This window comes from Kitasatospora sp. NPDC096147 (assembly GCF_044763225.1).
GTDB lineage: Bacteria > Actinomycetota > Actinomycetes > Streptomycetales > Streptomycetaceae > Kitasatospora.
The window spans coordinates 650,964-674,147 of the sequence record NZ_JBIWFX010000003.1; the positions used below are offsets into that span (position 1 = coordinate 650,964).

Consider the following 23,184-nt stretch of genomic DNA (forward strand, 5'->3'; position numbering starts at 1 on the left):
GCGCCGTGCAAAGAGACGACAAAACCCCTTGGTCGGCACACGGTAAACCCCCCGGCGCCTCGCCGGAACCCCGAAAATGGGCTGCGACTCCCACGACGTACGACGAAAGTGTCCCAGTGCTACTCAAACTGCTACGGCCCCGGCTGCGGGCCCACGCCCGGCCGATCGGCTGGCTGGTCCTGCTCCAACTGGTCGCCACCCTGGCCGCCCTCTACCTACCCACCCTGAACGCCGACATCATCGACAGCGGCGTGGTGAAGGGGGACACCGGCCGCATCCTCTCGGTCGGCGGCGTGATGATCGCCGTCACCCTGGTCCAGGCGCTCTGCTCGGTCGGCGCCGTCTACTACGGCGCCCGCACCGCGATGGCCGTCGGCCGGGACGTCCGGGCCGAGGTCTTCGACCGGGTGCAGAGCTTCTCCGCCCGGGAGCTGAACTCCTTCGGCGCCCCCTCCCTGATCACCCGCACCACCAACGACGTGCAGCAGGTCCAGATGGTGGTGCTGCTGGGCTTCACCCTGATGGTGGCCGCGCCGATCATGTGCTTCGGCGGCATCCTGATGGCGCTCAACCAGGACGTGCCGCTCTCCGCCCTGCTGCTGGTCGTGGTGCCGCTGCTGGGCGCGGTGGTGCTGGTGCTGATCCGCCGGGTCCGGCCGATGTTCCGCTCGATGCAGACCCGGATCGACTCGGTCAACCGCATCCTGCGCGAGCAGATCACCGGCATCCGGGTCATCCGGGCCTTCGTGAAGGACCGTCACGAACAGGATCGTTTCGGCGGTGCCAACGCCGACCTGACCGACGTCTCGGTCCGGGTCGGACGGCTGATGGCCTTCATGTTCCCCAGCGTGATGCTGGTGGTGAACGTCTCCAGCGTCGCGGTGATCTGGTTCGGTGCCCACCGGATCGACTCCGGCGGCATGGAGATCGGCGCGCTGACCGCCTTCATCTCCTACCTGATGCAGATCCTGATGAGCGTCATGATGGCCACCTTCATGTTCATGATGGTGCCGCGCGCCGAGGTCTGCGCCGAGCGGATCCAGGAGGTGCTGGAGACCGAGAGCAGCGTGGCCCCGCCCGCCGCCCCGGTCACCGAGCTGCTGACCAGGGGTCAGCTGGAGCTGCGCGACGTGGAGTTCCGCTACCCGGGCGCCGAGGCCCCGGTGCTGCGCGGCATCGACCTGGTCGCCGGGCCCGGCCGGACCACCGCCGTGATCGGCTCCACCGGCAGCGGCAAGTCCACCCTGCTCGGGCTGGTGCCCCGGCTGTTCGACGCCACCGGCGGGCAGGTGCTGCTCGGCGGCGTGGACGTCCGCGAGCTGGACCCGGCGGTGATCGCCGCCACCGTCGGCCTGGTGCCACAGAAGCCGTACCTGTTCTCCGGCACAGTCGCCTCCAACCTCCGCTACGGCAATCCGGCGGCCACCGACGAGGAGCTCTGGCAGGCGCTGGAGACGGCCCAGGCCAAGGACTTCGTGGAGCGCTTCCCGGAGGGCCTGGAGGCCCCGATCGCCCAGGGCGGCTCGAACGTCTCCGGCGGTCAGCGCCAGCGGCTGGCGATCGCCCGGGCGCTGGTGAGCCGGCCCCAGGTGTACCTGTTCGACGACTCCTTCTCGGCGCTCGACTACGCCACCGACGCCCGGCTGCGCGCCGCGCTGGCCCGGGAGACCGCCGAGGCGGCGGTGCTGATCGTGGCGCAGCGGGTCTCCACCATCCGGGACGCCGACCTGATCGTGGTGCTGGACGAGGGCGCCGTGGTCGGCGCCGGCACCCACCACGAGCTGATGGCCGGCAGTCCGACGTACCGGGAGATCGTGCTCTCCCAGCTCACCGAGCAGGAGGCGGCATGACCACCCCGAAGGACCCGACGGGTCCTCAGCCGCCCGACGGCAGGCCGGACCTGACGAAGGCCGGGGCGGACGCCGGCGGTTCGGATTCGCAGACCGCCGCCGCCCGGCGGGGTCCGGCCGGGCCGGGACGCTTCATGGGGGCCCAGGGCGCCGAGAAGTCGATGGACTTCAAGGGCTCCTCCAAGCGCCTGCTCGGCACCCTGCGGCCCGAACGGGCGCTGCTGACCGGTGTCCTGGCGCTCGGCGTGCTGAGCATCGGCCTGGCCGTGACCGGCCCCAAGGTGCTCGGCCACGCCACCGACCTGATCTTCGCCGGGGTGGTCGGCCGGCAGACCCCGGGCGGGGTGGACAAGGCCCAGGTGCTGGAGGGCCTGCGGGCCAACGGCCAGGGCGGGGTGGCCGACCTGCTCGGCTCGGTGGACTTCGTCCCCGGCCAGGGCATGGACTTCGGCGCGATCGGGACGGTGCTCGGCTGGACCCTGCTGATCTACCTGTTCTCCGCCGTCTTCGGCGTGGTGCAGGGCCGGCTGGCCGCCACCGCGATCAACCGGGCGGTCTACCGGCTGCGCGAGAACGTCGAGTCCAAGATCGCCCGGCTGCCGCTCAGCTACTTCGACAAGCAGCCGCGCGGCGAGGTGCTCAGCCGGGCCACCAACGACATCGACAACATCGGCCAGTCCATGCAGCAGACCATGGGCCAGGTGGTGAACTCGCTGCTCACCATCGTCGGCGTGCTGGCCATGATGTTCTGGATCTCCCCGCTGCTGGCCCTGATCGCCCTGATCTCGGTACCGGTCTCGGTGGTGGTCGCCACCAAGGTCGGCAAGCGGGCCCAGCCGCAGTTCATCGCCCAGTGGAAGTCCACCGGCACGCTCAACGCGCACATCGAGGAGATGTACACCGGGCACGCCCTGGTGAAGGTCTTCGGGCGGCAGGCGCAGGCGGCCGAGACCTTCGCCGAGGAGAACGGGGCGCTCTACCGGGCCAGCTTCAAGGCCCAGTTCATCTCCGGGATCATCCAGCCCGCGATGATGCTGATCGGCAACCTCAACTACGTGCTGGTCGCGGTGGTCGGCGGTCTGCGGGTGGCCTCCGGCGCGCTCTCCATCGGCGACGTGCAGGCGTTCATCCAGTACTCCCGGCAGTTCAGCCAGCCGCTCACCCAGGTCGCCTCGATGGCCAACCTGGTGCAGTCCGGCGTCGCCTCGGCCGAGCGGGTCTTCGAACTCCTGGACGCCGACGAGCAGTCCGCCGAACCGGCCCGGCCGGAGCGTCCCGAGGTGCTGCGCGGGCTGGTCGCGTTCGAGGACGTGTCGTTCCGCTACGACCCGGCGAAGCCGCTGATCGACGGGCTCTCGCTGAAGGTCGAGCCCGGCCACACGGTGGCCATCGTCGGCCCGACCGGGGCGGGCAAGACCACCCTGGTCAACCTGCTGATGCGGTTCTACGACCCGACCGGTGGCCGGATCACCCTGGACGGCGTGGACATCACCGCGATGTCCCGGGAGGAGCTCCGGTCCGGGATCGGCATGGTGCTCCAGGACACCTGGCTGTTCGGCGGCACCATCGCGGAGAACATCGCGTACGGGGCTGACGGGGCGTCACGCGAGCAGGTGGTGGAGGCGGCGAAGGCCGCCCACGTGGACCGCTTCGTCCGCACCCTCCCGGAGGGCTACGACACCAGGATCGACGACGAGGGCACCGGGGTCAGCGCGGGCGAGAAGCAGCTGATCACCATCGCCCGGGCCTTCCTGGCCCAGCCGTCCATCCTGGTGCTGGACGAGGCCACCTCCTCCGTCGATACCCGGACCGAGGTGCTGATCCAGCGCGCGATGGCCCGGCTGCGCAGCGGCCGGACCAGCTTCGTGATCGCGCACCGGCTCTCCACCATCCGGGACGCCGACGTGATCCTGGTGATGGAGGAGGGCTCGATCGTCGAGCAGGGCACCCACCAGGAGCTGATCGCGGCCGAGGGGGCCTACGCCCGCCTCTACCAGGCCCAGTTCAGCCAGGCGGTGGCCGAGGTCGACTGACCCCGGCGAGGCGGGTGGCCGAGGCCGACCGACCCCGGCCACCCGCTCCAGACCGCACGACCGCTTCACCCACCGGGCCCGTCTCAGCTTCCGAGGCGGGCCCGGACCCGTGCGGGGGCCGGGGCCGGGGCCGGGGCCGGCTGGACCTCCGCGACCACCCGGCCGGCCGAGCCGCGCCGGACGGCGAACAGCGCGCCCGCCACGGTGCTGCCCAGCGCGATGCCCATGCCCAGCATCTGCAGGGCGGTCAGCGACTGGTGCAGGAAGACCCAGCCGAGCACGGTGGCCGAGACCGGGCTGAGCAGGCCGAGGAAGGCGACCGAGGAGGCGGGCAGCTTGCCGACGCCCCGGAAGAACAGCCAGTACGCCACGGCGGTGTTGGGCACCGCGAGGTAGAGGTAGCCGAGCAGGTTGACGCCGGTCAGCGCGGGCGGTGCGCCCTCCACCAGCAGGGCGATCGGCACCAGCAGCAGCCCGCCGGCGGTGAGCTGCCAGCCGGTCATGGCCAGCGGGCCGACGCCCTCCGGTCGGCCCCAACGCTTCGTCAGGACGGTGCCCAGGGCCATCACTCCGGCCCCCGCGAGCCCGGCCAGCACCCCGACGGTGTCCAGCTGCGCGGTGGCCTTCAGCACCACCAGCGCGACCCCGAAGACCCCGGCCACCCCGGCCAGCACCGCCCGGCCACCGGCCCGTTCGCCGAGCAGCGGGACGGCCAGGCCGGCCGCCACCAGCGGCTGGATCGCGCCGAGCACGCCGGCCACTCCCCCGGGCAGGCGGTAGGCGGCGACGAACAGCAGCGCCAGGAAGAGGGTGATGTTGAGCGAGCCGAGCAGCAGCACCCGCCACCACCAGCCGCCCTTGGGCAGCCGCCGGGCGAAGGCCAGCAGGAGCAGCCCGGCCGGGAGCGCGCGCAGGGTGGCGGTGAGCAGCGGGCGGTCCGGCGGCAGGTACTCGGTGGTGACCAGGTAGGTGGAGCCCCAGGCGAGCGGGGCCAGTGCGGTGAGGGCCAGGGTGCGCAAGTTCGGAAGCATGAAAGTAACTTACCATCAAGCTACTTGCCGTCAAGTCACTTTCCTGTGGCAGACTTCCCCCATGAGCGAGCAGACCGAGCAGCCCCCCACCCCCGACGCGGTGGACGCCATCGCCGCCCAGTGGAACGCGGTCCGCCCGGACCTGGCGACCGACGGCATGACGGTCTTCGGCCGGATGGGCCGGATCTCCCGGGCCGTCACCGACTCGGTCTCCCAGGTGCACGCCGGCCACGGGATCGGCCGGGGCGAGTTCGACGTCCTGGCCACCCTGCGCCGCTCGGGCGAGCCGTACACCCTCTCGCCGCGCGAGCTGACCGCCACCCTGATGCTCACCACCGGCGGCATGACGGGCCGTCTGGACAAGCTGGAGCGGGCCGGGTTGATCACCCGCTCCCCCGACCCGAACGACCGCCGGGGCCTGCGGATCACCCTCACCGAGGAGGGCCTGGCCATGGTCGAGCGGGCCGTCGGGCCCGGCGTGGAGGTCTACCAGCGGACCATCGCGGTGCTCACCCCCGAGGAGACCGCCACCCTGAACGAACTGCTCCGCCGCCTGCTGGCCTCGGCCGGCGGCTGACGGGACGTCAACCCCCGGCCCACGACTGCCGGGGCCCGGGCCGGGCCCCGGCGGGCGGGCGGTACGGTGACCGCGTGACCGATGAAACGTCAGGGGTGGACGAGTTCGAGGCGCTGCGGCGCTACCTGGGTTCGGTGGCGTACCGGCTGCTGGGATCGGTGAGCGACGCCGAGGACATCCTGCAGGAGGCGTGGCTGCGCTGGCGGGCCACCGACCGGAGCAGGGTGGAGGAGCCGCGGGCCTTCCTCACCACCGTGGTGACCAGGCTCTGCTACGACCAGCTGGGCTCGGCCCGGCACCGCCGGGAGGCGTACTACGGGGAGTGGCTCCCGGAGCCGGTGGTCTCCGAGGACGCCTCCCCCGCGCAGCTGGCCGAGCTGGGCGAGGAGGTCTCGATGGCGCTGCTCACCGTGCTGGAGCAGCTCACCCCGGCCGAGCGCACCGCCTTCGTGCTGCACGACGTGTTCGCGATCGGCTTCGACGAGATCGCCGGCTCGCTGGACCGCACCCCGGACGCCACCCGCCAGCTGGCCTCCCGGGCCCGCCGCCGGATGAAGAACGGCGGGCGGCGCACCACCGTCGACCGCACGGCCCACCGCGAGGTGGTCTCCGCCTTCGCCTCGGCCGCCACCCGGGGCGACATCCAGGGCCTGGTGGCGCTGCTCGACCCCGAGGTGGTCTGGCACTCCGACGGCGGCGGCATCGTCTCGGCGGGCGTCCGCCCGATCTCCGGCGTCGACAAGGTCGCCCGCCTGGTGGTCGGCCTGTACGCCAAGTTCATCGCCCCGGAGGCCGGCGTCGGCTGGGCGCCGGTGCTGATCAACGGCGTCCCCGGGATGGCCTGGCACGACGCCGAGGGCACCGTCTTCGGCGTGGTGGTCTTCGAGCTCACCGACGGCCGGATCACCGAGGCCCACGTGGTGGTCAACCCGGAGAAGCTCACCCATGTGACCCGGATCACCGTCACATCCTGAGCCGCTGTCCCGTCCTCCTGCCGTACGCAACCGAAAGCGCTCCGCAGGAGGACGGGATGACCACCCAGCAGCAGCACATCGTCGTGATCGGCGCAGGCTACGCGGGCCTGTCGGCGGCGACCCGGGCCGGCCGGAAGCACCGGGTGACCCTGATCGCCCCCGAGGACCGCTTCCTCAACCGGACCCGCCAGCACGAGACCTTCGCCGGCCACCCGGAGCACCGGCCGCCGCTGGCCGAGCTGCTGGCGGACCGTCAGGTGACCCACAAGCGGGCCCGCGCCACCGAGCTGGACCTGGACGCCCGCAAGGTGCTGCTGGACTCGGGCGAGACGGTCGGGTACGACACCCTGGTCTACGCGGTCGGCAGCCGGACCGCCTGGCACGGCGTCCCGGGCGCCGCCGAGCACGCCCACCCGGCCGAGCGGGCCGCCGAGCTGGCCGCCCGGATGGCGGCGGCGCCGGAGCCCGGCACCGTGGCGGTGGTCGGCGGCGGGCTGACCGGCATCGAGCTGGCCGCCGAGCTGGCCGAGACCCACCCCGCCTGGAAGGTCCGGATCGTCTCGGCCGCCCCGGTCGGCCACCACCTCTCGCCCAAGGGCCGGGCGTACGTCCGGCGGACCTTCGAGCGGCTCGGCGTCGAGGTGCACGAGGGCCTGCCGGTCACCTCGGTGACCGCCGCCGGGGTGCGCACCGACGCGGGCGCGATCGACGCCGACCTGGTCGCCTGGACCGCCGCGATGGAGCCGTACGAGCTGGCCGCCGAGGCCGGCCTGACCGTCACCGCCGACGGCCGGGCGGTGGTGGACGAGTACCTGCGCTCGGTCTCGCACCCCGAGGTGCACGTGATCGGCGACGCCGCGCAGGTGCGGGTGGCTGGCATCGGCGAGCTGCGGATGGCCTGCGCCACCGCGCTGCCGCAGGGCGGCTACCTGGGTGACCTGCTGAGCGGGAGGACCGACAAGCCGTTCGCCTTCAAGTACCAGGTGCAGTGCATCAGCCTGGGCCGCAGGGACGGCATGGTGCAGCTGGTGCACCCCGACGACTCGATGCGGAACACCGTGCTGACCGGCGCGCTCGGCCGCTGGACCAAGGGCTACATCGTCAAGCTGATCGTCAAGAACCTGCGCTGAGCACGCGAAGGGCCCCCGCCTCCGGGAGGCGGGGGCCCTTCGCGTGCACCGGGCTACTTCTTCTCGCCCTTGGGGGCGTCAGCGTCGGTGGAGAGCGCGGCGATGAAGGCCTCCTGCGGGACCTCCACCCGGCCGACCATCTTCATCCGCTTCTTGCCCTCCTTCTGCTTCTCGAGCAGCTTCCGCTTCCGGGAGATGTCACCGCCGTAGCACTTGGCGAGGACGTCCTTGCGGATGGCGCGGACGGTCTCACGGGCGATCACCCGGGAGCCGATGGCGGCCTGGATCGGCACCTCGAACTGCTGACGCGGGATCAGCTTCTGCAGCTTGCCGGCCATCATGACGCCGTAGTTGTACGCCTTGTCCTTGTGCACGATGGCGGAGAACGCGTCCACCGCGTCGCCGTGCAGCAGGATGTCGACCTTCACCAGGTTGGCGCTCTGCTCGCCGATCGGCTCGTAGTCGAAGGAGCCGTAGCCACGGGTCTTGGACTTCAGCTGGTCGAAGAAGTCGAAGACGATCTCGGCCAGCGGCAGGGTGTAGCGCAGCTCGACCCGGTCCTCGGAGAGGTAGTCCATGCCCTGGAGGTTGCCGCGGCGGGCCTGGCAGAGCTCCATGATCGCGCCGACGAAGTCGTTCGGCGCCAGGATGGTGCCGCGCACCACCGGCTCGTACACCTCGGCCAGCTTCCCGGTGGGGAACTCGCTGGGGTTGGTGACGGTGTGCTCGGTGCCGTCCTCCATCACCACGCGGTAGACCACGTTCGGCGCGGTGGAGATCAGGTCGAGGTTGAACTCGCGCTCCAGCCGCTCCCGGATGATCTCCAGGTGCAGCAGGCCGAGGAAGCCGCAGCGGTAGCCGAAGCCGAGCGCGACCGAGGTCTCCGGCTCGTAGACCAGCGCGGCGTCGTTCAGCCGCAGCTTGTCCAGCGCGTCGCGGAGCAGCGGGTAGTCCGAGCCGTCCAGCGGGTAGAGCCCGGAGAACACCATCGGGCGCGGGTCCTTGTAGCCGCCCAGCGCCTCGGTCGCACCCTTGTGCATCGAGGTGATGGTGTCACCGACCTTGGACTGCCGGACGTCCTTCACGCCGGTGATGATGTAGCCCACCTCACCGACGCCGAGGCCGTCCGAGACCTTCGGCTCCGGCGAGATGACGCCGATCTCCAGCAGCTCGTGGGTCGCGCCGGTGGACATCATGGCGATCCGCTCGCGCTTGGTGAGCTGACCGTCGACCACCCGGACGTAGGTGACCACGCCGCGGTAGGAGTCGTAGACCGAGTCGAAGATCATCGCGCGGGCCGGGGCGTCCTTGACGCCGACCGGGGCCGGGATCTTCTCGACCAGGTGGTCGAGCAGCTCCGGCACGCCGAGGCCGCTCTTGGCGCTGACCTTGAGGACGTCCTCCGGGTCGCAGCCGATGATGTGCGCCAGCTCGGCGGCGTACTTCTCGGGCTGGGCGGCCGGCAGGTCGATCTTGTTCAGCACCGGGACGATGGTGAGGTCGTTCTCCAGCGCCAGGTACAGGTTGGCGAGGGTCTGCGCCTCGATGCCCTGGGCCGCGTCGACCACCAGGATGGTGCCCTCGCAGGCGGCCAGCGAACGGGACACCTCGTAGGTGAAGTCCACGTGGCCCGGGGTGTCGATCATGTTCAGGATGTGCGTCTGACCGGTCAGCTCACCGGTCTTCGGCGCCCACGGCAGACGGACCGCCTGGGACTTGATGGTGATGCCGCGCTCGCGCTCGATGTCCATCCGGTCGAGGTACTGGGCACGCATCTGCCGGGGGTCGACCACGCCGGTGATCTGCAGCATCCGGTCGGCGAGCGTCGACTTGCCGTGGTCGATGTGGGCGATGATGCAGAAGTTGCGGATCAGCGCCGGGTCGGTACGGCTGGGCTCTGGCACGTTGCTCGGGGTCGCGGGCACCTTGGTCCTCGGGGCGGTCGATGTGATTCCGTCCATCCTCCCACGAGCCGGGCGGAGCCTGCCGGTCAGCTCTTCCGCTGCGCCCCGCCGTGGGGCAGGATCACCCGCCATGATCCTGGAAAGCGCCCTGCTCGACGTCCGCCCCGGCCAGGAGGACGCCTTCCTGGCCGCCTTCGCCGAGGCCCGCCCGCTGATCGCCGTGCAGCGCGGCTTCCGCTCGCTGGAGCTGCGCCGCTGCCTGGACGCCGGGCGCGGCTCGCGCTTCCTGCTCCAGGTGGAGTGGGAGACCCTGGCCGACCACACCGAGGGCTTCCGGGGCTCGGCCGAGTACCGGGAGTGGCGCCGGCTGCTGCACCACTTCTACGAGCCCTTCCCGGAGGTCGAGCACTACGGCGAGGCGCTGCTCACGGCCTCGGGGCTGTCTCCTTGATGGGGCTGGATCAGCGGGCGTCGTTGGAGTGCGTGCCTCGGCGGCGCCGAGGAGGGAGTCCATGCGGAGCATCGGCGACCGACGAGAAGCCGGCGAGGGGCGTGCTCCGGCGGCGCCAGCCCGGCCCCGTCGAGGAGACAGCCCCCAGCCGGTTTGGGGCGGGCGCCGGGGCTTTGGTAGCGTTGGCCGCTGCACTCGGCACAGGTATGCCCTCTCAGCTGCCCCGCCGGGTGCGACCCGTTCAACTTCCAGACAAAGCTGAGGCACTTTCGTGGCGAACATCAAGTCCCAGATCAAGCGCAACAAGACCAACGAGAAGGCGCGCCTGCGCAACAAGGCCGTCAAGTCCTCCCTGAAGACCGCCCTGCGCAAGGCCCGCGAGGCCGCTGCCGCCGGTGAGACCGAGAAGGCCGTGGAGCTGGCGAAGGCCGCCTCCAAGGCGCTCGACAAGGCCGCCAGCAAGGGCGTCATCCACAAGAACCAGGCCGCCAACAAGAAGTCCGCGGTCACCAAGCTCGTCGCGGCCTGATCTGACGGCCCCTCCGGGAGGCGTGACCGGCGGCCCTCTACCCGCCTCCGCCACCCGACCCGCCCCGCGTCAACTTCCGGCCCTCTACCCGGAACCCGTGAGGCGTAGTGACTCCGTACCGCACGCGGCCTGCGTTCGCCACGCGGGTGCGGTACAGCGACAGGCGTCGCGGCTCCGGCCGCGGCGCCTGTCGGCGTTCCGGCGCCGCCTCCGGCCGGGACCTGACGCTCCCTCACGTTCTGCCATGCCACGGTCACCGATATGGTACGTGCGACGCGCTCCGTGCGGATCCCGGTTTGGGGGCTCATCAGATGACGCATCAGGTACCGACCAGGACGGACGGCGGACGGACCCACGCACCGCCGTCGCCCTACCGGCGCCCGCCCCGCCGCAGCCGGCGCCACCTGCTCTGGGGTGCCGCGAGCGCTGCTCTGACCTCGGCGATCTGGGTGGCGGCGGTGCTCACCGTGCCCGGTCTGGTCGCCCCGCCGGGCGGGCGGGCCCCGGACCTCGGGTCCTACCGGGTGGTGGAGGACCTGTGCACCACCGCGAAGCTCAACCGCTTCTCCCAGCTCTACCCGGCGCAGTCCGGCACGCCGTACCACTACTCCACCCGGCACGCGGCGCTGGACGACATGTACTGCAGCAAGTACCTGAAGAAGAGCGCCGGCGACACCGAGTACTCCTCCCTCTACATGCAGGCCCAGCTCCACCGGAAGGTCGACCCCCGGGCCGAGTTCGAGGCCCAGCAGGCCGGCCTGCGGCAGCGCCGGTACCAGGTCACCGAGGTGCCGGAGCTCGGCGAGCAGGCGTACCTCGGCTACCTGGACGACCGCAGCAGCTCGGACCGGAGCTGGCACTACCTCACCCAGGTGCTCTACGTCCGGGACGGCGGGCTGACGTACTACCTCAGCTGGTCCGGCTCCTACCAGGAGGGCAAGGGGGTGGAGCCGGACCGGGAGACCATCCGGCAGGCGCTGCTGATGGACAGCCGGGACCTGCTGCACGCCCTCGGGCAGAGCGCCGCCTGACCACTCGCGCGCGCCAGTGCCCTGACGACCCGCGCGCGCCGGTGCCCTGACGCTCCGTCAGCGCAGGCGGAAGACCGGGCCGCGCGGGGTGAACGGCAGACCGGCGCCCGCCGGCAGCAGGTAGGCGTGCTCGCGGCGGATCCGCAGCACGTCGCACTCGCCGTCGGTGATCAGCAGCACGGGGGCCGACCGGGGGAAGTCCTCGGCCCGCTCCAGCAGGTCGATCCCGGGCTGGAGCACGGTACCGCCCCGGCCGCGCACCCGGACCCGGCCGGCGATCTCGTCGGTGGGCAGGAAGCCGGCGTCGTGCGGGGCGGCGTCGCAGAACACCACCCGGGCGGCCGGCACGTCCCGGGCCGCCGCGTAGGAGGCGATGGCGCCGAGCGCCTTGCCGAGCAGCTGACGGCTCATCGAACCGGAGGTGTCCAGCAGCACCCCGAAGGTGCAGCGGGCCAGCTCCTCGGGCGGGTGATGGCGGCCGGCCCGGGGGATGCCGGGGGTGGACGCCTGCCGCCGGGACGGGCGGGCGTAGCTGCGCACCGGCTGCGGGGAGGGCACGAACTCGTCGAACCAGCGCGCCAGTTGCGCGTCCCAGGGCAGCGGCGGCTGGGACAGTGCGCGGATCTCCTCGACCAGTCCGGCCGGCAGGTACCCGCGCTCCCGGTGGTGCAGCTCGAAGCCCTGCTGGAGGCCGCGCCGGTAGAAGTCGTCCAGGTCGACGTGGTCGCGCACCGGGCCGAGCGGCTCACCGAGGACGTCGCCCCGGCCCTTGCCGGCCAGGGTGGCCAGCCGGCGCAGGCGGCGCTGGTCCCGGACGATCCGGTCGTAGACCTCCTCGGCCGACAGTCCCTTCAACTCCGGGTCGTGCAGCAGCCCTTCGGGCATCTCGCCGACGCCCATCTCCAGTAGCCAGCCGTTGATCAGGTAGTCGGCGGCGACGTTGAAGAGGTACGGATCCCGGCCGCCGCAGCGGTCGCCGTGCCGGAGCGCGGCGTGCAGCATCTCGTGGGCCAGGATGAAGCGCCACTCCTCCTCGCTGTGGTGGCGCAGCGGGTTGAGGTAGATCTCGCCCGCCTCGGCGTTCACCGCCGCGATGGAGATGCCCTGGGCCCGGGCCAGTTCGGCGTCGGCGACCAGGGTGATGCCGGCCGCCAGGCCGCCGAGCAGCGGGTAGCTGGAGACGAACCAGTTGAGCGCCCTGGTCCACGGGCGCTCCGGGACGCGCTCGCCGGTCAGCTCGTCGCGGCGGCCGCCGGCCACGTCCATCGCGGCCGACATGGTGCGGGTCAGCGCGGCGGCGAAGACCGACTGCCAGTCCTCCGGGTCCTGGTGGCCGTACCAGGGGACGAGCAGGTGGTCCGGCCGGCTCCCGGCGGTGCCGGGCACGGGGGGCAGGCCCTCCTCGCGCCAGCGGGCGGCGAGCTGCTCCTCGTCACCGGCCGGGATCCGCTGCGGGGGCGTGACGGGGGCCCGGCCGACCGGGAAGGTGGCCTGGAAGCGGTGCACCACCGCGCAGTCGGCCGCCGTCCGGTACGGGTCGGGCTGGGTGCGCCGACCGCGCTCGGCGGGCAGGTGGCCGAAGCCGAGGTGCAGCAGGCAGTGGGCCAGGGCCCAGGCCCACTCGGCCGGTTCGGCCCGGCGCATCCGGGGGTGGGTGAGGTTGGGGTGCAGGGTGCCGTCGGAGTCGACCACCAGCCAGCCGTCCTCGGGGACGTCCGGGCAGTCCTCGGCACGGCAGACGTCCACCGGGACGGCGGCCAGCGCGTGGTTCTGCCGGACCAGCTGCCAGCCCGCGAAGAACGCCTCCAGGGCCGGATCGCGGGGCTGGGTGCCCTTCTCGGTCGTCCCCGCCCCGCTTCCCCCGCCTCCGCCGCCTCCCCCGCGGCCGCCCCGTGTGCGCCGGCTCACCGACGCGCCTCGACCAGCCGCGGCATGTCGCGGGCGGCCTCGATCAGGAACCAGGACGGCAGCACCGGATTGCCGTCCGCGCCGTCGGCGATCACCGTCTGGGCCACCTCGACCGAGATCTCGGCCAGTTGGACGAGCAGCGACTTGGCCCGGTAGGCGGTCTGCCGGAGCGCGTCGGAGACCTGCTCCTTGCGGGCCGGCAGCTCCTTGACCAGGCGGCCCCGGAAGGCGTCGGCCAGGTAGTACAGCAGGTCGCGGTCCTCCAGGCGGTGCGGCCAGCGGGCGTCGCCCTTGAGGATCGCGTCCAGGCCGTAGGAGTTGCGGACGATCTTGACGTAGCCGCCGAACGACACCGCGTGCTGCGGGGTGAGCAGGCCGTGCGCCAGCACCTTGAGGACGGGCTCCTCCAGGGTGGGGCCGAAGGAGTGCAGGGCGTCCGAGAGCATGTGCCAGGCACGCGGGGTGGAGAACGGCTCCTCGGTCTTCGGCGGGGCCGACCAGAGGTGGTCCGGACGGTCCGTCAGGTAGTCCAGCACCCACGGGTGGATGCCGCTGCCGGCGGCCCAGGCCAGCCAGTCGGTGGAGCTGGCCCGGAGGTGGACGTGGACCAGCCGGTTCACCAGCGCGGAGGCCATCGGACGGGCCAGCGCACCGTCGGTGGCCCGGTTGCCCGCACCGATCACGATCGAGCCGGGCGGCAGCTCGTAGGAGCCGATCCGGCGGTCCAGGATCAGCGAGTAGAAGGCCTTCTGCACGTCCGGGGTGGCCGCGTTCAGCTCGTCCAGGAAGAGGCAGTACGGCTCGGTGCGGGCGATCGACTCGGGCGGGCAGAACCGGGAGCGGCCGTCCTCGGTGATCTGCGGCACCCCGATCAGGTCCTCGGGGGCCAGCTGGGTACCGATCAGGCTGACGCACTCCAGCCCGAGCGAGTCGGCGAACTCCCGCACCAGTGAGGACTTCCCGATGCCCGGTGCACCCCAGAGGAAGACCGGCCGGACGGTGGCCAGCCCGAGCAGCAGCTCGGGGACCTGGGACGGCGACACGGTGACGGCAGCCTGCAACGCGGAGTCTCCTCGGGAGAGTCGGGGGATTCCGCGTCAGTGTGCGGGACGGCCCGGCGGGCCGCACCTGCTTTTCGGGCGGGCCGCCGGCGGCCTGCCGGGTCCGGTGGCGCCGACCGCGCCGCGCCCCCACGGGGCGTGCGGCCGGAAGGGGCAGGCCGGGGCCGGAGGGGGCAGGCCGGGGCCGGAGGGGGCGGGACGGTGGCAGGGGCCGGACGGTGACGGGGCGTCAGTACGGGTGTCAGTACGGGCGGGAGCCCGCGCGAGCGGCCCGGGCGACGGCGACCACCGCACGCTCCAAGGCGTACGCCGGATCGTCGGAGCCGCCCTTCACCGCCGCGTCGGCCTGGGCGATGGCGGTCAGGGCGGAGGCGACGCCGTCGCCGGTCCAGCCGCGCATCTGCTGGCGGACCCGGTCGACCTTCCACGGCGGCATGCCGAGCTCCCTGGCCAGGTCGGCCGGGCGCATGTTCCGCCCGGCGGTGGCGAGGCGGCCGATCGAGCGGACGCCGGAGGCCAGGGCGTAGGTGATGCCGGTGGGCGGCTGGCCGACCGCGAGGGCCCAGCGCAGGCGCTCCAGGGCCTCGGCGGCCCGGCCGGTGACCGCCAGGTCGGCCACCTCGAAGCCGGTCGCCTCGGCCCGGCCACTGTAGTACTTGGCGACCACCGTCTCGTCGATGGCGCCCTCCACGTCGGAGGTCAACTGGCTGCAGGCGGCGGCCAGTTCACGCAGGTCACTGCCGAGCGAGTCGAGCAGGGCCTGGCACGCCTCCGGGGTGGCCGAGCGCCCCAGGGTGCGGAACTCGCCCTTGATGAAGGCCAGCTTCTCCCCCGCCTTGGTGAGCTTGGCGCAGGCCACCTCACGCCCGCCCGCCTTCCGCCCGGCGTCCAGCAGGCCCTTGCCCTTGGCCCCGCCGGCGTGCACCAGCACCATGATGACCTCCTCGACGGGGGCCTCCAGGTACGCCTTGACCTCCTTGACCGAATCGGCCGCGAGGTCCTGGGCCGCCCGGACCACAATCACCTTGCGCTCGGCGAAGAGCGAAGGGGTGGTCAACTCTGCCAGGCTGCCCGGCTGGAGACCGCCCGGGGCGAGGTCCCGCACGTCGGTGTCCGGGTCGGCCGCCTTGGCCGCGGCCACCACCGCCGCGACCGCACGGTCCAGCAGCAGCTCCTCCTGGCCGACCGCGAGGGTCAGCGGGGCGAGCAGGTCGTCGGGTGCGCTCTTCCTTGCCATCGCGTACCAGGATCGCATGCGCAGCCGACAGCACCCCGACGGCTGTGCACAATGGTCCCCGTGACCATGAACGACACCCGACAGTTGCTTGTCTTCCCCGACCGTGACGCCGCCGAGGAGGTGGCCGAGGAACTCTCCGCCCGCTGGCCCGAGCTGGGCGACATCGAGGTCGCCCGGGACGCCCTGGCCGGCGAGGACGACGCCGAGGACGCCCAGTGGGTGGTGGCCGTCGATCCCCCCGAGGACGGCTGGACCCCGGCCCAGCTCGGCGCCCTGGACGCGCTCGCCTCCGACCAGGACGGCTGGCGCGAGGAGAGCTGACCCGCACCGCACCACCACGTGGCCCCCGCTCCCGGGCGGGGGCCACCGACCGACCCGGGGCGACGCCCCGGGGGCGCAGCGGGACGACCCGCACGACCCCATGGCTGCACGACCCCACGACCGTACGGCTGCGCGACTGAACGGCTGTGCGACTCCGCGACTGTCAGGGTGGGACCGGGAATCCCTGGCACCCCGTCAGCCGAGCCGCGATCATGGGCCGCATGGACATGGACCGCCGCGAACTCGCCGACTTCCTCCGCCGCTGCCGGGAACGGATCAGCCCCCAGGACGTCGGCCTGCCGGCCGGCACCCGGCGGCGCACCCCGGGGCTGCGGCGCGAGGAGGTCGTCCAGCTCGCCGGCATGTCGGCCGACTACTACATCCGGCTGGAGCAGGGCCGCAGCCCGCAGCCGTCCCCGCAGATCCTCGCCTCGCTGACCAGGGCGCTGCGGCTGAGCGAGGACGAGCGCGACCACCTCCACCTGCTCGCCGGCCACCGGCCGCCGGCCGGCCGCCAGAGCGGCACCTTCATCCAGCCCGGGCTGCTCTACCTGCTCGACCAGCTCAAGGAGACCCCGGCCCAACTGCTCAGCGACCTGGGCGATCTGCTGGCCCAGAACGACATGGCCACCGCACTGTTCGGCACCGTCTGCTCGGTCCGGGAGGACGAACGGAACGTGCCCTGGCGCTGGTTCACCGACCCCACGGTCCGGGCGGCCTACCCCGTCGAGGAGCACGACCGGCTCAGCCGGGTGCACGTCGCCGACCTCCGCGCGGCGGTGGCCCGGCGGGCCGGGGACGCGGCCTCGACCGCGCTGGTGCGGCGGCTCTCGGGAGCCAGCGAGGAGTTCCGCGAGCTCTGGGAACTGCACGAGGTGGCCGTCCGGCGGACCAGCCGGATGCGCGTGGACCACCCGGCCGTCGGGCCGATCAACCTCGACTGCCAGACCCTGCTCACCCCGGTCGAGGACCAGCGGCTGCTGATCTTCACCCCGCCGCCGGGCACGGCGGACATCAACCACCTGGAACTGCTGCGCGTGGTGGGCACGGAGCGGTTCAGCCCCACCGGATGACGCGTCGTGGGTGAACTGCGCGGCCGGACGTTCGGGGAGGGTCCCGAGGAAGGGCGTGCCGGGATCTCGGCGCGCCCTCTCTCCGTCAGCTCCGCGTGCGGGAACGAACGCGCATTCCGGAAACGGCCCGGCGCAGTCGCCACGGTGTCAGGACCACGGCGGCGAGGCCGGCCGACACGGCCAGTGCCGCAACGGCCCAGCAGGCCGGCTGGGCGACCGGCTGCTCGCTCCAGACCCACCAGCGCACCGCCCCGGTGGCATCGCGGTCCCAGTAGGTGAGGGGGAGGAAGCTCCCGAGCGGCAGGACCCAGGCCAGCCGCCACCCGAAGACCCTCCCGGACACCAGGGCGAGCCCGATCCAGACGATCCTTGTCAGGCGAACCTCCGATATCACCCGCCGTGGCCGACAGGTGTGCTGACGGCCCGTCGGGTCACGGCATGCAGGGTCGCGGGGGTGCCGAGGACGGCGATGGCTCCGGCCCGATCGGTGCGCAGGACGGTGGCCCCCAGCGCGGTGAGCTCCGCGACGGTGCGGGCCGAGGGATGGCCGTAGGGATTCCCCTCGCCGCAGGAGATCAGCGCCAGCCGGGGGCGCAGGGCGGCGGTCAACTCCCGGTCCTGATGGGCTGATCCGTGGTGCGCCACCTTGAGGACGTCCACCCGGGGCAGTCCGGCGCGGGCCCGGAGCGCGGCCTGCGCCGGTGGTTCGAGATCGCCCAGCAAGGCGATCCGCAGGGCGTCGGGCGGCTCCCCGGCGGTGACCAGCAGGGCGATGCTGGCGTTGTTCGCCCCCGGAGTGGAGGGGCCCAACGGGTCTGCCGGCCACAGGACTTGCCAGGACAGGCCGGGCCCGGCGGTACGGCGCTCGTCCTGCCGGGCCGGCAGCACCGGCACCTGCTCGGCCGCCGCCCAGGCCAGCACCCGGGACCGCTCCCCCGGCGGCTGGTCCAGGGTGGTGACCTGGAGCGCGCCCACCGCGCGGCCGTGCAGCACACCTGGCAGCCCCTCGACGTGGTCCGCGTGGTAGTGGCTGAGGATCAGCAACGGGACCTCGGTGATGTCGAGTTGGCGCAGACAGCGGTCTGCGGCTGCCGGGTCGGGGCCGGTGTCCACCACCACCGCACTGCCCGGCCGTCCGGGCACCGGGAGCACCGTCATGTCGCCCTGCCCAATGTCACACATGACGAGGCGCCAGCCCTCGGGAGGCCAGCCGGTCGCCAACCGGACCAGCGGGGGCGGCCGGAGCAGCGCGATCAGCAGGGCCGGGAGGAGGACGGCTGCCAGGAGGGTGCGCGGACGGCTGCGGCGGCCGAAGGGGCGGGCCGCCCAGACCAGGGCCAAGGTCGCCAGCGCCAGCAGGGCGCAGCCGAACAGGCCTGCGGGCCAGTCGAGTTGAGCCCCGGGGAGGGCCGCGCCGTGCCGGGCCACGGCGACCAGCCAGCCCGTCGGCACGGCGGCGAGGTCGGCCAGCAAGCGGGCCGCGGGGAGGGAGAGCGGTGCGACCGCCAGGGTGGCGAAGCCGAGCAGGGTGGCCGGGGCCACCGCCGCCTCGGCCAGCAGGTTGCACGGCACCGCGACCAGGCTGATCCGGGGCGCCAGCAGGATGGTGGCAGGGGCGCAGAGCGCCTGCGCGGCGGCGGTGGCCCCGACCGCGCCGGCCAGCCACTCGGGCCAGCCCCGGGCTCGGAGCGCGGCCGTCCAGCGCGGGCCGAGGGTGAGCAGACCGGTGGTGGCGAGGACCGAGAACAGGAAGCCGAACGACCGGGCCAGGTACGGGTCCACCAGCAGCAGCACCAGCACGGCGCCCGCCAGTGCGGGCAGTGCCTGGCGGGGGCGGCCGAGGGCCAGGGCGAGCAGGCCGACCAACCCGGTGGCCGCTGCCCGCAGGACGCTCGGCTCGGGCCGGCAGACCGTCACGAAGGCCACCGTCAGGACGGCTCCCAGCAGCGCGGTGGTGCGCAGCGGCAGACCGAGCAGCCCGGCCAGCCCGCCCCGACCGGCGGTGCTCGCACGGGCCGAGGCTCCCGTCAGGACGGCCAGCACGATGGCGAGGTTGGCGCCGGAGACAGCGGTGAGGTGGCCGAGATCGGTGGCCCGGAAGGCGTCCGCCACCTCCGACGGCAGCCGGGTGGTGTCGCCCACCACGAGGCCCGGGAGCAGGCCCCGGGGATCGGCGGGCAGGTGGTCACTGGCGTCCCGCAGCCCGGCCCGCAGCCGGGCGGCGGCCCGCTGGGCCGCGCTCGGCCCGGCCAGCAGGTGCGGCGCTCCCTGCACCACCAGGGCGGCGGCGGTGCTGCGGTACTCCTCGGCGGGGGGCAGCACCCGGGCCCGGGTGCGCAGCCGGGTGGACGGCACCACCTCCCCCCACGCCCCGGTGTCCTGGGCCCGGACGATCAGGGTGACGGGGGTGTGGGTGCGGATGCCGTCCGCCCGGTCGACGGTCGCCTCGACCACCAGCAGGGCCTGGCCGGGCGTGGTGCCCCTGGTGTGGGAGGAGCGGGGCTCGGGGTCACCCGTGACGGTCAACTCGACAGTGGTCAGTACGGGCGGGGCGGACGGGCCGGCCGGAACGGCGGGGCTGGACGGGCCGGCGGAAGCGGAGGGGCGGGACGGGTCCGGTACCGGTCCGGCGGTCGGTGCGGCGGGCACTGACGGGGCGTCGGCCGGCGGCGGTGCGGCGGCGGCCCTGGCCAGCTCCGGGATCGGGCCGCGCTGCAGATCGGCGGTGTGCAGGGTGGTGACGGCGGCGGCGGTCCCGGCCGCCAGCAGGACGGCGGCCACTAGTGCGCCGGCCCGGCGCACCCCGCGCAGGGCGAGCAGAGCGGCGACGGCCAGCAGCAGGGCGCCGCCGATCAGGTACGGCCGCTCCCGGGCACCGAGGCCCAGCACCGTGGCGGTGACCGCCCAGACCACGGCGGTGGGGAGCAGCAGCCTGAGGTCGGGCGGCTCGGGAGCAGCGGGGGAAGCGCTGCCGGCAGCGGCGGTCATCGGTGCACCTCCGGCGGGGTGACGGTGGGTCAGCCGCTGCTCAGAGCGTCAGCAGGGCGCGGAGGTCGGCGAGCTTCCGCTCACCGATGCCGCTGACTTCGCGCAGTTGGTCGAGCGAGCGGAACGGCCCGTGCTCCTGACGGTGCTGGAGGATGCGCTGGGCCAGTGTCGGGCCGACCCCGGGAAGGGTGTCCAGCTGCTCCCTGGTCGCCCGGTTGACGCTGATCGGCCCGGCGGCAGGCGCGGCGGCTCCGGCCCCCGCGCCCACACCCACGCCCGCACCCGCCGGGGCACCGCCCACCAGGATCTGCTCACCGTCCGTCAGCACCCGGGCCAGGTTCAGCCCGTCGGTCACGGTGTCGGGCAGCGGTCCGCCCGCCGAGGCCAGGGCATCCGCCACCCGCGCACCGCCGGGCAGCGTGCGGAGGCCGGGGTGGTGGACCCGGCCCGCGACGTCGACCACCACCGTCGGGCCGCTCGGCGGCTCCTGCGACCCCTGCGGCCCCGACGGCGGTCCGCTCCCCGCGCGGGCGCCGGGCGGTGAGGTGGCGGCGGCCACCGCCGCTACCGCCGGAACGGCGACCCGGCCCGGACGACCCAGCCAGAAGTGCTGCACGGCGTAGCCGACGGCGAGCAGGAGCAGCACCGACAACCCGACCACCGCCCGCCGGTCGAGCAGCAGGCCGAGCGGGAGCTGACGGCCCGCCAGGACGCCGTCCACCGGCCCACCGTCCATCCGCCCACCAGGCTCCGACAGGCACTCCCCGGGCCCGGCGCGCGGCAGGCCGGGGCCGTCCGGGCCGGGGGCCGCGCCCGGCCCTGGGCGGGGACGGGCGCGCCGTGGCGGCACCGGCTCGGTCGGGACCCCGGCCGTACGGAACGCCGTCCCCGGTCCTCCCGGAGCCGACGGACCGGGCAGGCCCTCCGTCGGGTGCGGTCCTGGCGGCACGAAGAGGTGGGCCACTCGGCCACGGACGGTCTCGGTGGTCTCGCGTCGGCGGGCCGCGCCCGGCGTCATCGTTCGCATGAGCAGGACGCTAGGACCGCTCGTCCACCCTGCTGAGAGACCGTCACCAGCCTGTGGAGAACCGGGGCCTGTGGATGACCGAGGTCCCTCGGACGAGGGAGTTTCAGCGCGGCGCGACCACCACGGCCAGCAGCCCGGGCCCGACGTGGGCCCCGATCACCGCACCGACCTCCAGCACCGTCAGCTCCCGCAGGCCGGGCACCCGGGCCCGCAGCCGCTCCGCCAGGGGCTCCGCCCGATCGGCGGCGGCCAGGTGGTGCACGGTGATGTCCACCTCGTCGGCACCGGCCCGCTCCACCGCGATCTCCTCCAGCCGGGCGATCGCCTTCGAGGCGGTACGCACCTTCTCCAGGGGCTCGATCCGGCCGCCCGCAAGGTGCAGCAAGGGCTTCACCGAGAGCGCGGAGCCGAGCAGCGCCTGCGCGGCGCCGATCCGGCCGCCCCGGCGCAGGTACTCCAGGGTGTCCACGTAGAAGAAGCCGCTGATCCGCTCCGCCCGGTCGGCCACGGCCGCCGCCACATCGGCGGCGAGCTCGGCCGCGTCCCGGCCACCGGCACCGTCCCGGCCACCCGCACCGCCGTCCCGGCCACCCGCACCGTCGAGGCCGCCCTGCGGCCGACCACCGGCACCACTCCCGATCGCCTCGGCGGCGGCCAGCACGCAGTGTCCGAGGGCCATCCCGACCAGTCGGCTGTCCACCACCTCCACCGGCAGCGGCGCCTCGGCGGCGGCCAGCCGGGCGGCCTCGACGGTGCCGGAGAGCTCGGCGGAGATGTGCACCGAGACGACCGCCTCGGCACCGGCCTCGGCCGCCGCCCGGTAGGCCGCCGCGAAGGTCTCGGGGCTGGGCCGGGAGGTGGTGACGCGCTGTCTGGCGCGCAGGGCCTCGGCGACGTCCTTCGGAGAGATCTCGACGCCGTCGGCCAGCACCTCGTCCCCGACCACCACGCTCAGCGGGACCACCGCGATCCCGTGCCGGTCGACCGCCTCCTCGGGGAGGTAGGCCGTGGAGTCGGTCACGAGGGCGATGCGGCGGGACATGAGGCGGAGGTTACTCCCCCCTCCCCGCCACGGACACCCGGGGGACCTCCCGGCCGGCGGGCGGACGGGGAGCCGGGCCGGGCAGCCGGGCCTGGGCCCGGTCGTCTCAGGACTTCCGCAGACGCTGCGTCAGGTCGACCGCCAGTCCGAGCAACTGCTCTGCGGTGGCCGGCCGGTCGTTGCTGATCGCCTTGCGCTCCGGCCGCCCCGTCGACCCGGCCGCCGACGCACCGGCCGCCGAGCCGGACGTGGCCCGGGACGCCGCTCCCGGCGCCGAGCCGGCCCCGGAGGAGGCCCCGGCACCGCCGGCGGACGGAAGGCCGGTGTCCCAGTGCCGCAGCGCACCCGCCTCGGTCTCGCACTCGTCCGCCAGCCGCGCCAACTCCTCGTCGGCGAACCGCTGCATCCGGTCCTGGGCCGCCCACCGCATCGACTCGGCGGCGTGCGTGATCCGCTCGGCCCGCTCCCGCAGCGCGGGCAGCTTGTCGGCCACCCGGCCGGCATCGGGCTCCAGCTCCAGCGCCTTCAACTCGCCGTCCAGCTCGGCCGCGTGGGCGTCCAGCCGGGTCAACAGCTGGAGCGACTCGGCGAGTTGGGAGTCCTCGACGGCACCGGCCGCGAGCACCTTGCGGGTGGAGTCGAGCGAGGTGCGGAGCGCGAGCCGGACGGCCGAGATCTGGCCCGGTGCGCCCGGCTTGGCGAAGGTCTTGGCCTTCAGGGTGGCGGTCTCGATGGCCCGTCGGGCGTTCGCCTCCTGCTGGGAGATCTTCCGGGCGGCGGCCTTCCCGGCCTTCACCGCACCGACCGTGAGCATGATCAGCAGGGCCACCACGAACAACACACCGAGGCCGACCACCACGCCGAGCGCGTCCATCACGTGCCACCTTCCGGGAGACCGACCGAGGGCTCCACAGTAACCGCACACCTGCCCGGAGAACCCGTGCGGTAAGGGTCCGACGGGCAGAGATCAGGGACAGCTCAGGGGTACCCCGAATCCCCCGGCCCACCCCGAACCAC

General features: G+C 73.6%; 19 protein-coding genes. 10 read left to right on the forward strand and 9 right to left on the reverse strand.

The window, feature by feature from the left end; translation table 11 throughout:
- Window positions 1-116 precede the first annotated feature (116 nt).
- Complete coding sequence (locus ACIRBX_RS13635; protein WP_402296282.1) at window positions 117-1,850, forward strand: ABC transporter ATP-binding protein; 1,734 nt, start codon at window positions 117-119, stop codon at window positions 1,848-1,850.
- Window positions 1,847-3,883, forward strand: a complete 2,037-nt coding sequence (locus ACIRBX_RS13640) for an ABC transporter ATP-binding protein (RefSeq protein ID WP_402296284.1) — start codon at window positions 1,847-1,849, stop codon at window positions 3,881-3,883. Before ACIRBX_RS13635 ends, ACIRBX_RS13640 begins: the two co-directional genes overlap by 4 nt.
- A gap of 83 nt (window positions 3,884-3,966) precedes the next feature.
- Here ACIRBX_RS13640 and ACIRBX_RS13645 read toward each other — a convergent pair whose 3' ends face one another.
- Window positions 3,967-4,914 (reverse strand): EamA family transporter, encoded by a 948-nt coding sequence (locus ACIRBX_RS13645; protein WP_402296286.1) that lies wholly within the window; start codon window positions 4,912-4,914, stop codon window positions 3,967-3,969.
- 61 nt (window positions 4,915-4,975) lie between these two features.
- Between ACIRBX_RS13645 and ACIRBX_RS13650 the strand changes: the two genes are divergently transcribed.
- The 3 genes from ACIRBX_RS13650 (at window position 4,976) to ACIRBX_RS13660 (ending at window position 7,595) form a co-directional block, all read left to right on the forward strand.
- On the forward strand, window positions 4,976-5,491 hold the full coding sequence (locus ACIRBX_RS13650) for a MarR family winged helix-turn-helix transcriptional regulator (protein ID WP_402296287.1): 516 nt from the start codon (window positions 4,976-4,978) through the stop codon (window positions 5,489-5,491).
- Window positions 5,492-5,565: 74 nt separating this feature from the next.
- A complete protein-coding gene (locus ACIRBX_RS13655) occupies window positions 5,566-6,465 on the forward strand; it encodes a sigma-70 family RNA polymerase sigma factor (RefSeq protein WP_402296289.1) in 900 nt (299 codons plus the stop codon).
- A 56-nt stretch (window positions 6,466-6,521) separates the two neighbouring features.
- On the forward strand, window positions 6,522-7,595 hold the full coding sequence (locus tag ACIRBX_RS13660; protein WP_402296291.1) for an NAD(P)/FAD-dependent oxidoreductase: 1,074 nt from the start codon (window positions 6,522-6,524) through the stop codon (window positions 7,593-7,595).
- Between the two features lie 53 nt (window positions 7,596-7,648).
- Here ACIRBX_RS13660 and lepA read toward each other — a convergent pair whose 3' ends face one another.
- The gene (gene lepA / locus ACIRBX_RS13665; RefSeq protein WP_402296480.1) at window positions 7,649-9,520 is read right to left on the reverse strand and encodes a translation elongation factor 4; all 1,872 of its coding nucleotides are present in this window, start codon (window positions 9,518-9,520) and stop codon (window positions 7,649-7,651) included.
- A 109-nt stretch (window positions 9,521-9,629) separates the two neighbouring features.
- Between lepA and ACIRBX_RS13670 the strand changes: the two genes are divergently transcribed.
- The 3 genes from ACIRBX_RS13670 to ACIRBX_RS13680 all read left to right on the forward strand — a co-directional run bounded on the left by ACIRBX_RS13670 (window position 9,630) and on the right by ACIRBX_RS13680 (window position 11,510).
- Window positions 9,630-9,950 (forward strand): antibiotic biosynthesis monooxygenase family protein, encoded by a 321-nt coding sequence (locus ACIRBX_RS13670; protein ID WP_402296293.1) that lies wholly within the window; start codon window positions 9,630-9,632, stop codon window positions 9,948-9,950.
- 271 nt (window positions 9,951-10,221) lie between these two features.
- Complete coding sequence (gene rpsT / locus ACIRBX_RS13675) at window positions 10,222-10,479, forward strand: 30S ribosomal protein S20 (protein ID WP_402296295.1); 258 nt, start codon at window positions 10,222-10,224, stop codon at window positions 10,477-10,479.
- 311 nt (window positions 10,480-10,790) lie between these two features.
- A complete protein-coding gene (locus ACIRBX_RS13680; protein ID WP_402296296.1) occupies window positions 10,791-11,510 on the forward strand; it encodes a hypothetical protein in 720 nt (239 codons plus the stop codon).
- 57 nt (window positions 11,511-11,567) lie between these two features.
- Here ACIRBX_RS13680 and ACIRBX_RS13685 read toward each other — a convergent pair whose 3' ends face one another.
- The 3 genes from ACIRBX_RS13685 to holA form a co-directional block, all read right to left on the reverse strand.
- Complete coding sequence (locus ACIRBX_RS13685; RefSeq protein WP_402296298.1) at window positions 11,568-13,418, reverse strand: hypothetical protein; 1,851 nt, start codon at window positions 13,416-13,418, stop codon at window positions 11,568-11,570.
- A complete protein-coding gene (locus ACIRBX_RS13690) occupies window positions 13,415-14,479 on the reverse strand; it encodes an ATP-binding protein (RefSeq protein ID WP_402296300.1) in 1,065 nt (354 codons plus the stop codon). The genes ACIRBX_RS13685 and ACIRBX_RS13690 overlap by 4 nt, the downstream gene beginning before the upstream one ends.
- A 241-nt stretch (window positions 14,480-14,720) precedes the next feature.
- Window positions 14,721-15,716 (reverse strand): DNA polymerase III subunit delta, encoded by a 996-nt coding sequence (gene holA, locus ACIRBX_RS13695; RefSeq protein WP_402296301.1) that lies wholly within the window; start codon window positions 15,714-15,716, stop codon window positions 14,721-14,723.
- 66 nt (window positions 15,717-15,782) lie between these two features.
- Here holA and ACIRBX_RS13700 point away from each other — a divergent pair, with 66 nt between their 5' ends.
- Complete coding sequence (locus tag ACIRBX_RS13700) at window positions 15,783-16,037, forward strand: hypothetical protein (protein WP_402296303.1); 255 nt, start codon at window positions 15,783-15,785, stop codon at window positions 16,035-16,037.
- Window positions 16,038-16,258: 221 nt separating this feature from the next.
- Window positions 16,259-17,110: a helix-turn-helix transcriptional regulator gene (locus ACIRBX_RS13705; protein ID WP_402296304.1), complete on the forward strand. Its 852-nt coding sequence runs from the start codon at window positions 16,259-16,261 to the stop codon at window positions 17,108-17,110.
- 390 nt (window positions 17,111-17,500) lie between these two features.
- Here the strand turns inward: ACIRBX_RS13705 and ACIRBX_RS13710 are convergent, their stop codons facing one another.
- From ACIRBX_RS13710 to ACIRBX_RS13725, 4 genes are all read right to left on the reverse strand, one after another.
- The gene (locus ACIRBX_RS13710; protein WP_402296306.1) at window positions 17,501-20,098 is read right to left on the reverse strand and encodes a ComEC/Rec2 family competence protein; all 2,598 of its coding nucleotides are present in this window, start codon (window positions 20,096-20,098) and stop codon (window positions 17,501-17,503) included.
- A gap of 40 nt (window positions 20,099-20,138) precedes the next feature.
- Window positions 20,139-20,834: a helix-hairpin-helix domain-containing protein gene (locus tag ACIRBX_RS13715; RefSeq protein WP_402296308.1), complete on the reverse strand. Its 696-nt coding sequence runs from the start codon at window positions 20,832-20,834 to the stop codon at window positions 20,139-20,141.
- 394 nt (window positions 20,835-21,228) lie between these two features.
- Window positions 21,229-22,167 (reverse strand): DegV family protein, encoded by a 939-nt coding sequence (locus ACIRBX_RS13720; RefSeq protein ID WP_402296310.1) that lies wholly within the window; start codon window positions 22,165-22,167, stop codon window positions 21,229-21,231.
- A 106-nt stretch (window positions 22,168-22,273) separates the two neighbouring features.
- On the reverse strand, window positions 22,274-23,041 hold the full coding sequence (locus ACIRBX_RS13725) for a hypothetical protein (RefSeq protein ID WP_402296311.1): 768 nt from the start codon (window positions 23,039-23,041) through the stop codon (window positions 22,274-22,276).
- Between the last annotated feature and the right edge of the window lie 143 nt (window positions 23,042-23,184).

What these genes read in the sequence shown, in the direction of transcription:
- ACIRBX_RS13640 (WP_402296284.1), top strand. Translation starts at nt 1,847, where the DNA reads ATGACCACCCCGAAGGACCCGACGGGTCCTCAGCCGCCCGACGGCAGG.
- ACIRBX_RS13645 (WP_402296286.1), bottom strand. Translation starts at nt 4,914, where the DNA reads ATGCTTCCGAACTTGCGCACCCTGGCCCTCACCGCACTGGCCCCGCTC.
- ACIRBX_RS13650 (WP_402296287.1), top strand. Translation starts at nt 4,976, where the DNA reads ATGAGCGAGCAGACCGAGCAGCCCCCCACCCCCGACGCGGTGGACGCC.
- ACIRBX_RS13660 (WP_402296291.1), top strand. Translation starts at nt 6,522, where the DNA reads ATGACCACCCAGCAGCAGCACATCGTCGTGATCGGCGCAGGCTACGCG.
- ACIRBX_RS13670 (WP_402296293.1), top strand. Translation starts at nt 9,630, where the DNA reads ATGATCCTGGAAAGCGCCCTGCTCGACGTCCGCCCCGGCCAGGAGGAC.
- ACIRBX_RS13680 (WP_402296296.1), top strand. Translation starts at nt 10,791, where the DNA reads ATGACGCATCAGGTACCGACCAGGACGGACGGCGGACGGACCCACGCA.
- holA (WP_402296301.1), bottom strand. Translation starts at nt 15,716, where the DNA reads ATGGCAAGGAAGAGCGCACCCGACGACCTGCTCGCCCCGCTGACCCTC.
- ACIRBX_RS13700 (WP_402296303.1), top strand. Translation starts at nt 15,783, where the DNA reads ATGAACGACACCCGACAGTTGCTTGTCTTCCCCGACCGTGACGCCGCC.
- ACIRBX_RS13705 (WP_402296304.1), top strand. Translation starts at nt 16,259, where the DNA reads ATGGACATGGACCGCCGCGAACTCGCCGACTTCCTCCGCCGCTGCCGG.
- ACIRBX_RS13710 (WP_402296306.1), bottom strand. Translation starts at nt 20,098, where the DNA reads ATGACCGCCGCTGCCGGCAGCGCTTCCCCCGCTGCTCCCGAGCCGCCC.
- ACIRBX_RS13715 (WP_402296308.1), bottom strand. Translation starts at nt 20,834, where the DNA reads ATGGACGGTGGGCCGGTGGACGGCGTCCTGGCGGGCCGTCAGCTCCCG.
- ACIRBX_RS13720 (WP_402296310.1), bottom strand. Translation starts at nt 22,167, where the DNA reads ATGTCCCGCCGCATCGCCCTCGTGACCGACTCCACGGCCTACCTCCCC.
- ACIRBX_RS13725 (WP_402296311.1), bottom strand. Translation starts at nt 23,041, where the DNA reads ATGGACGCGCTCGGCGTGGTGGTCGGCCTCGGTGTGTTGTTCGTGGTG.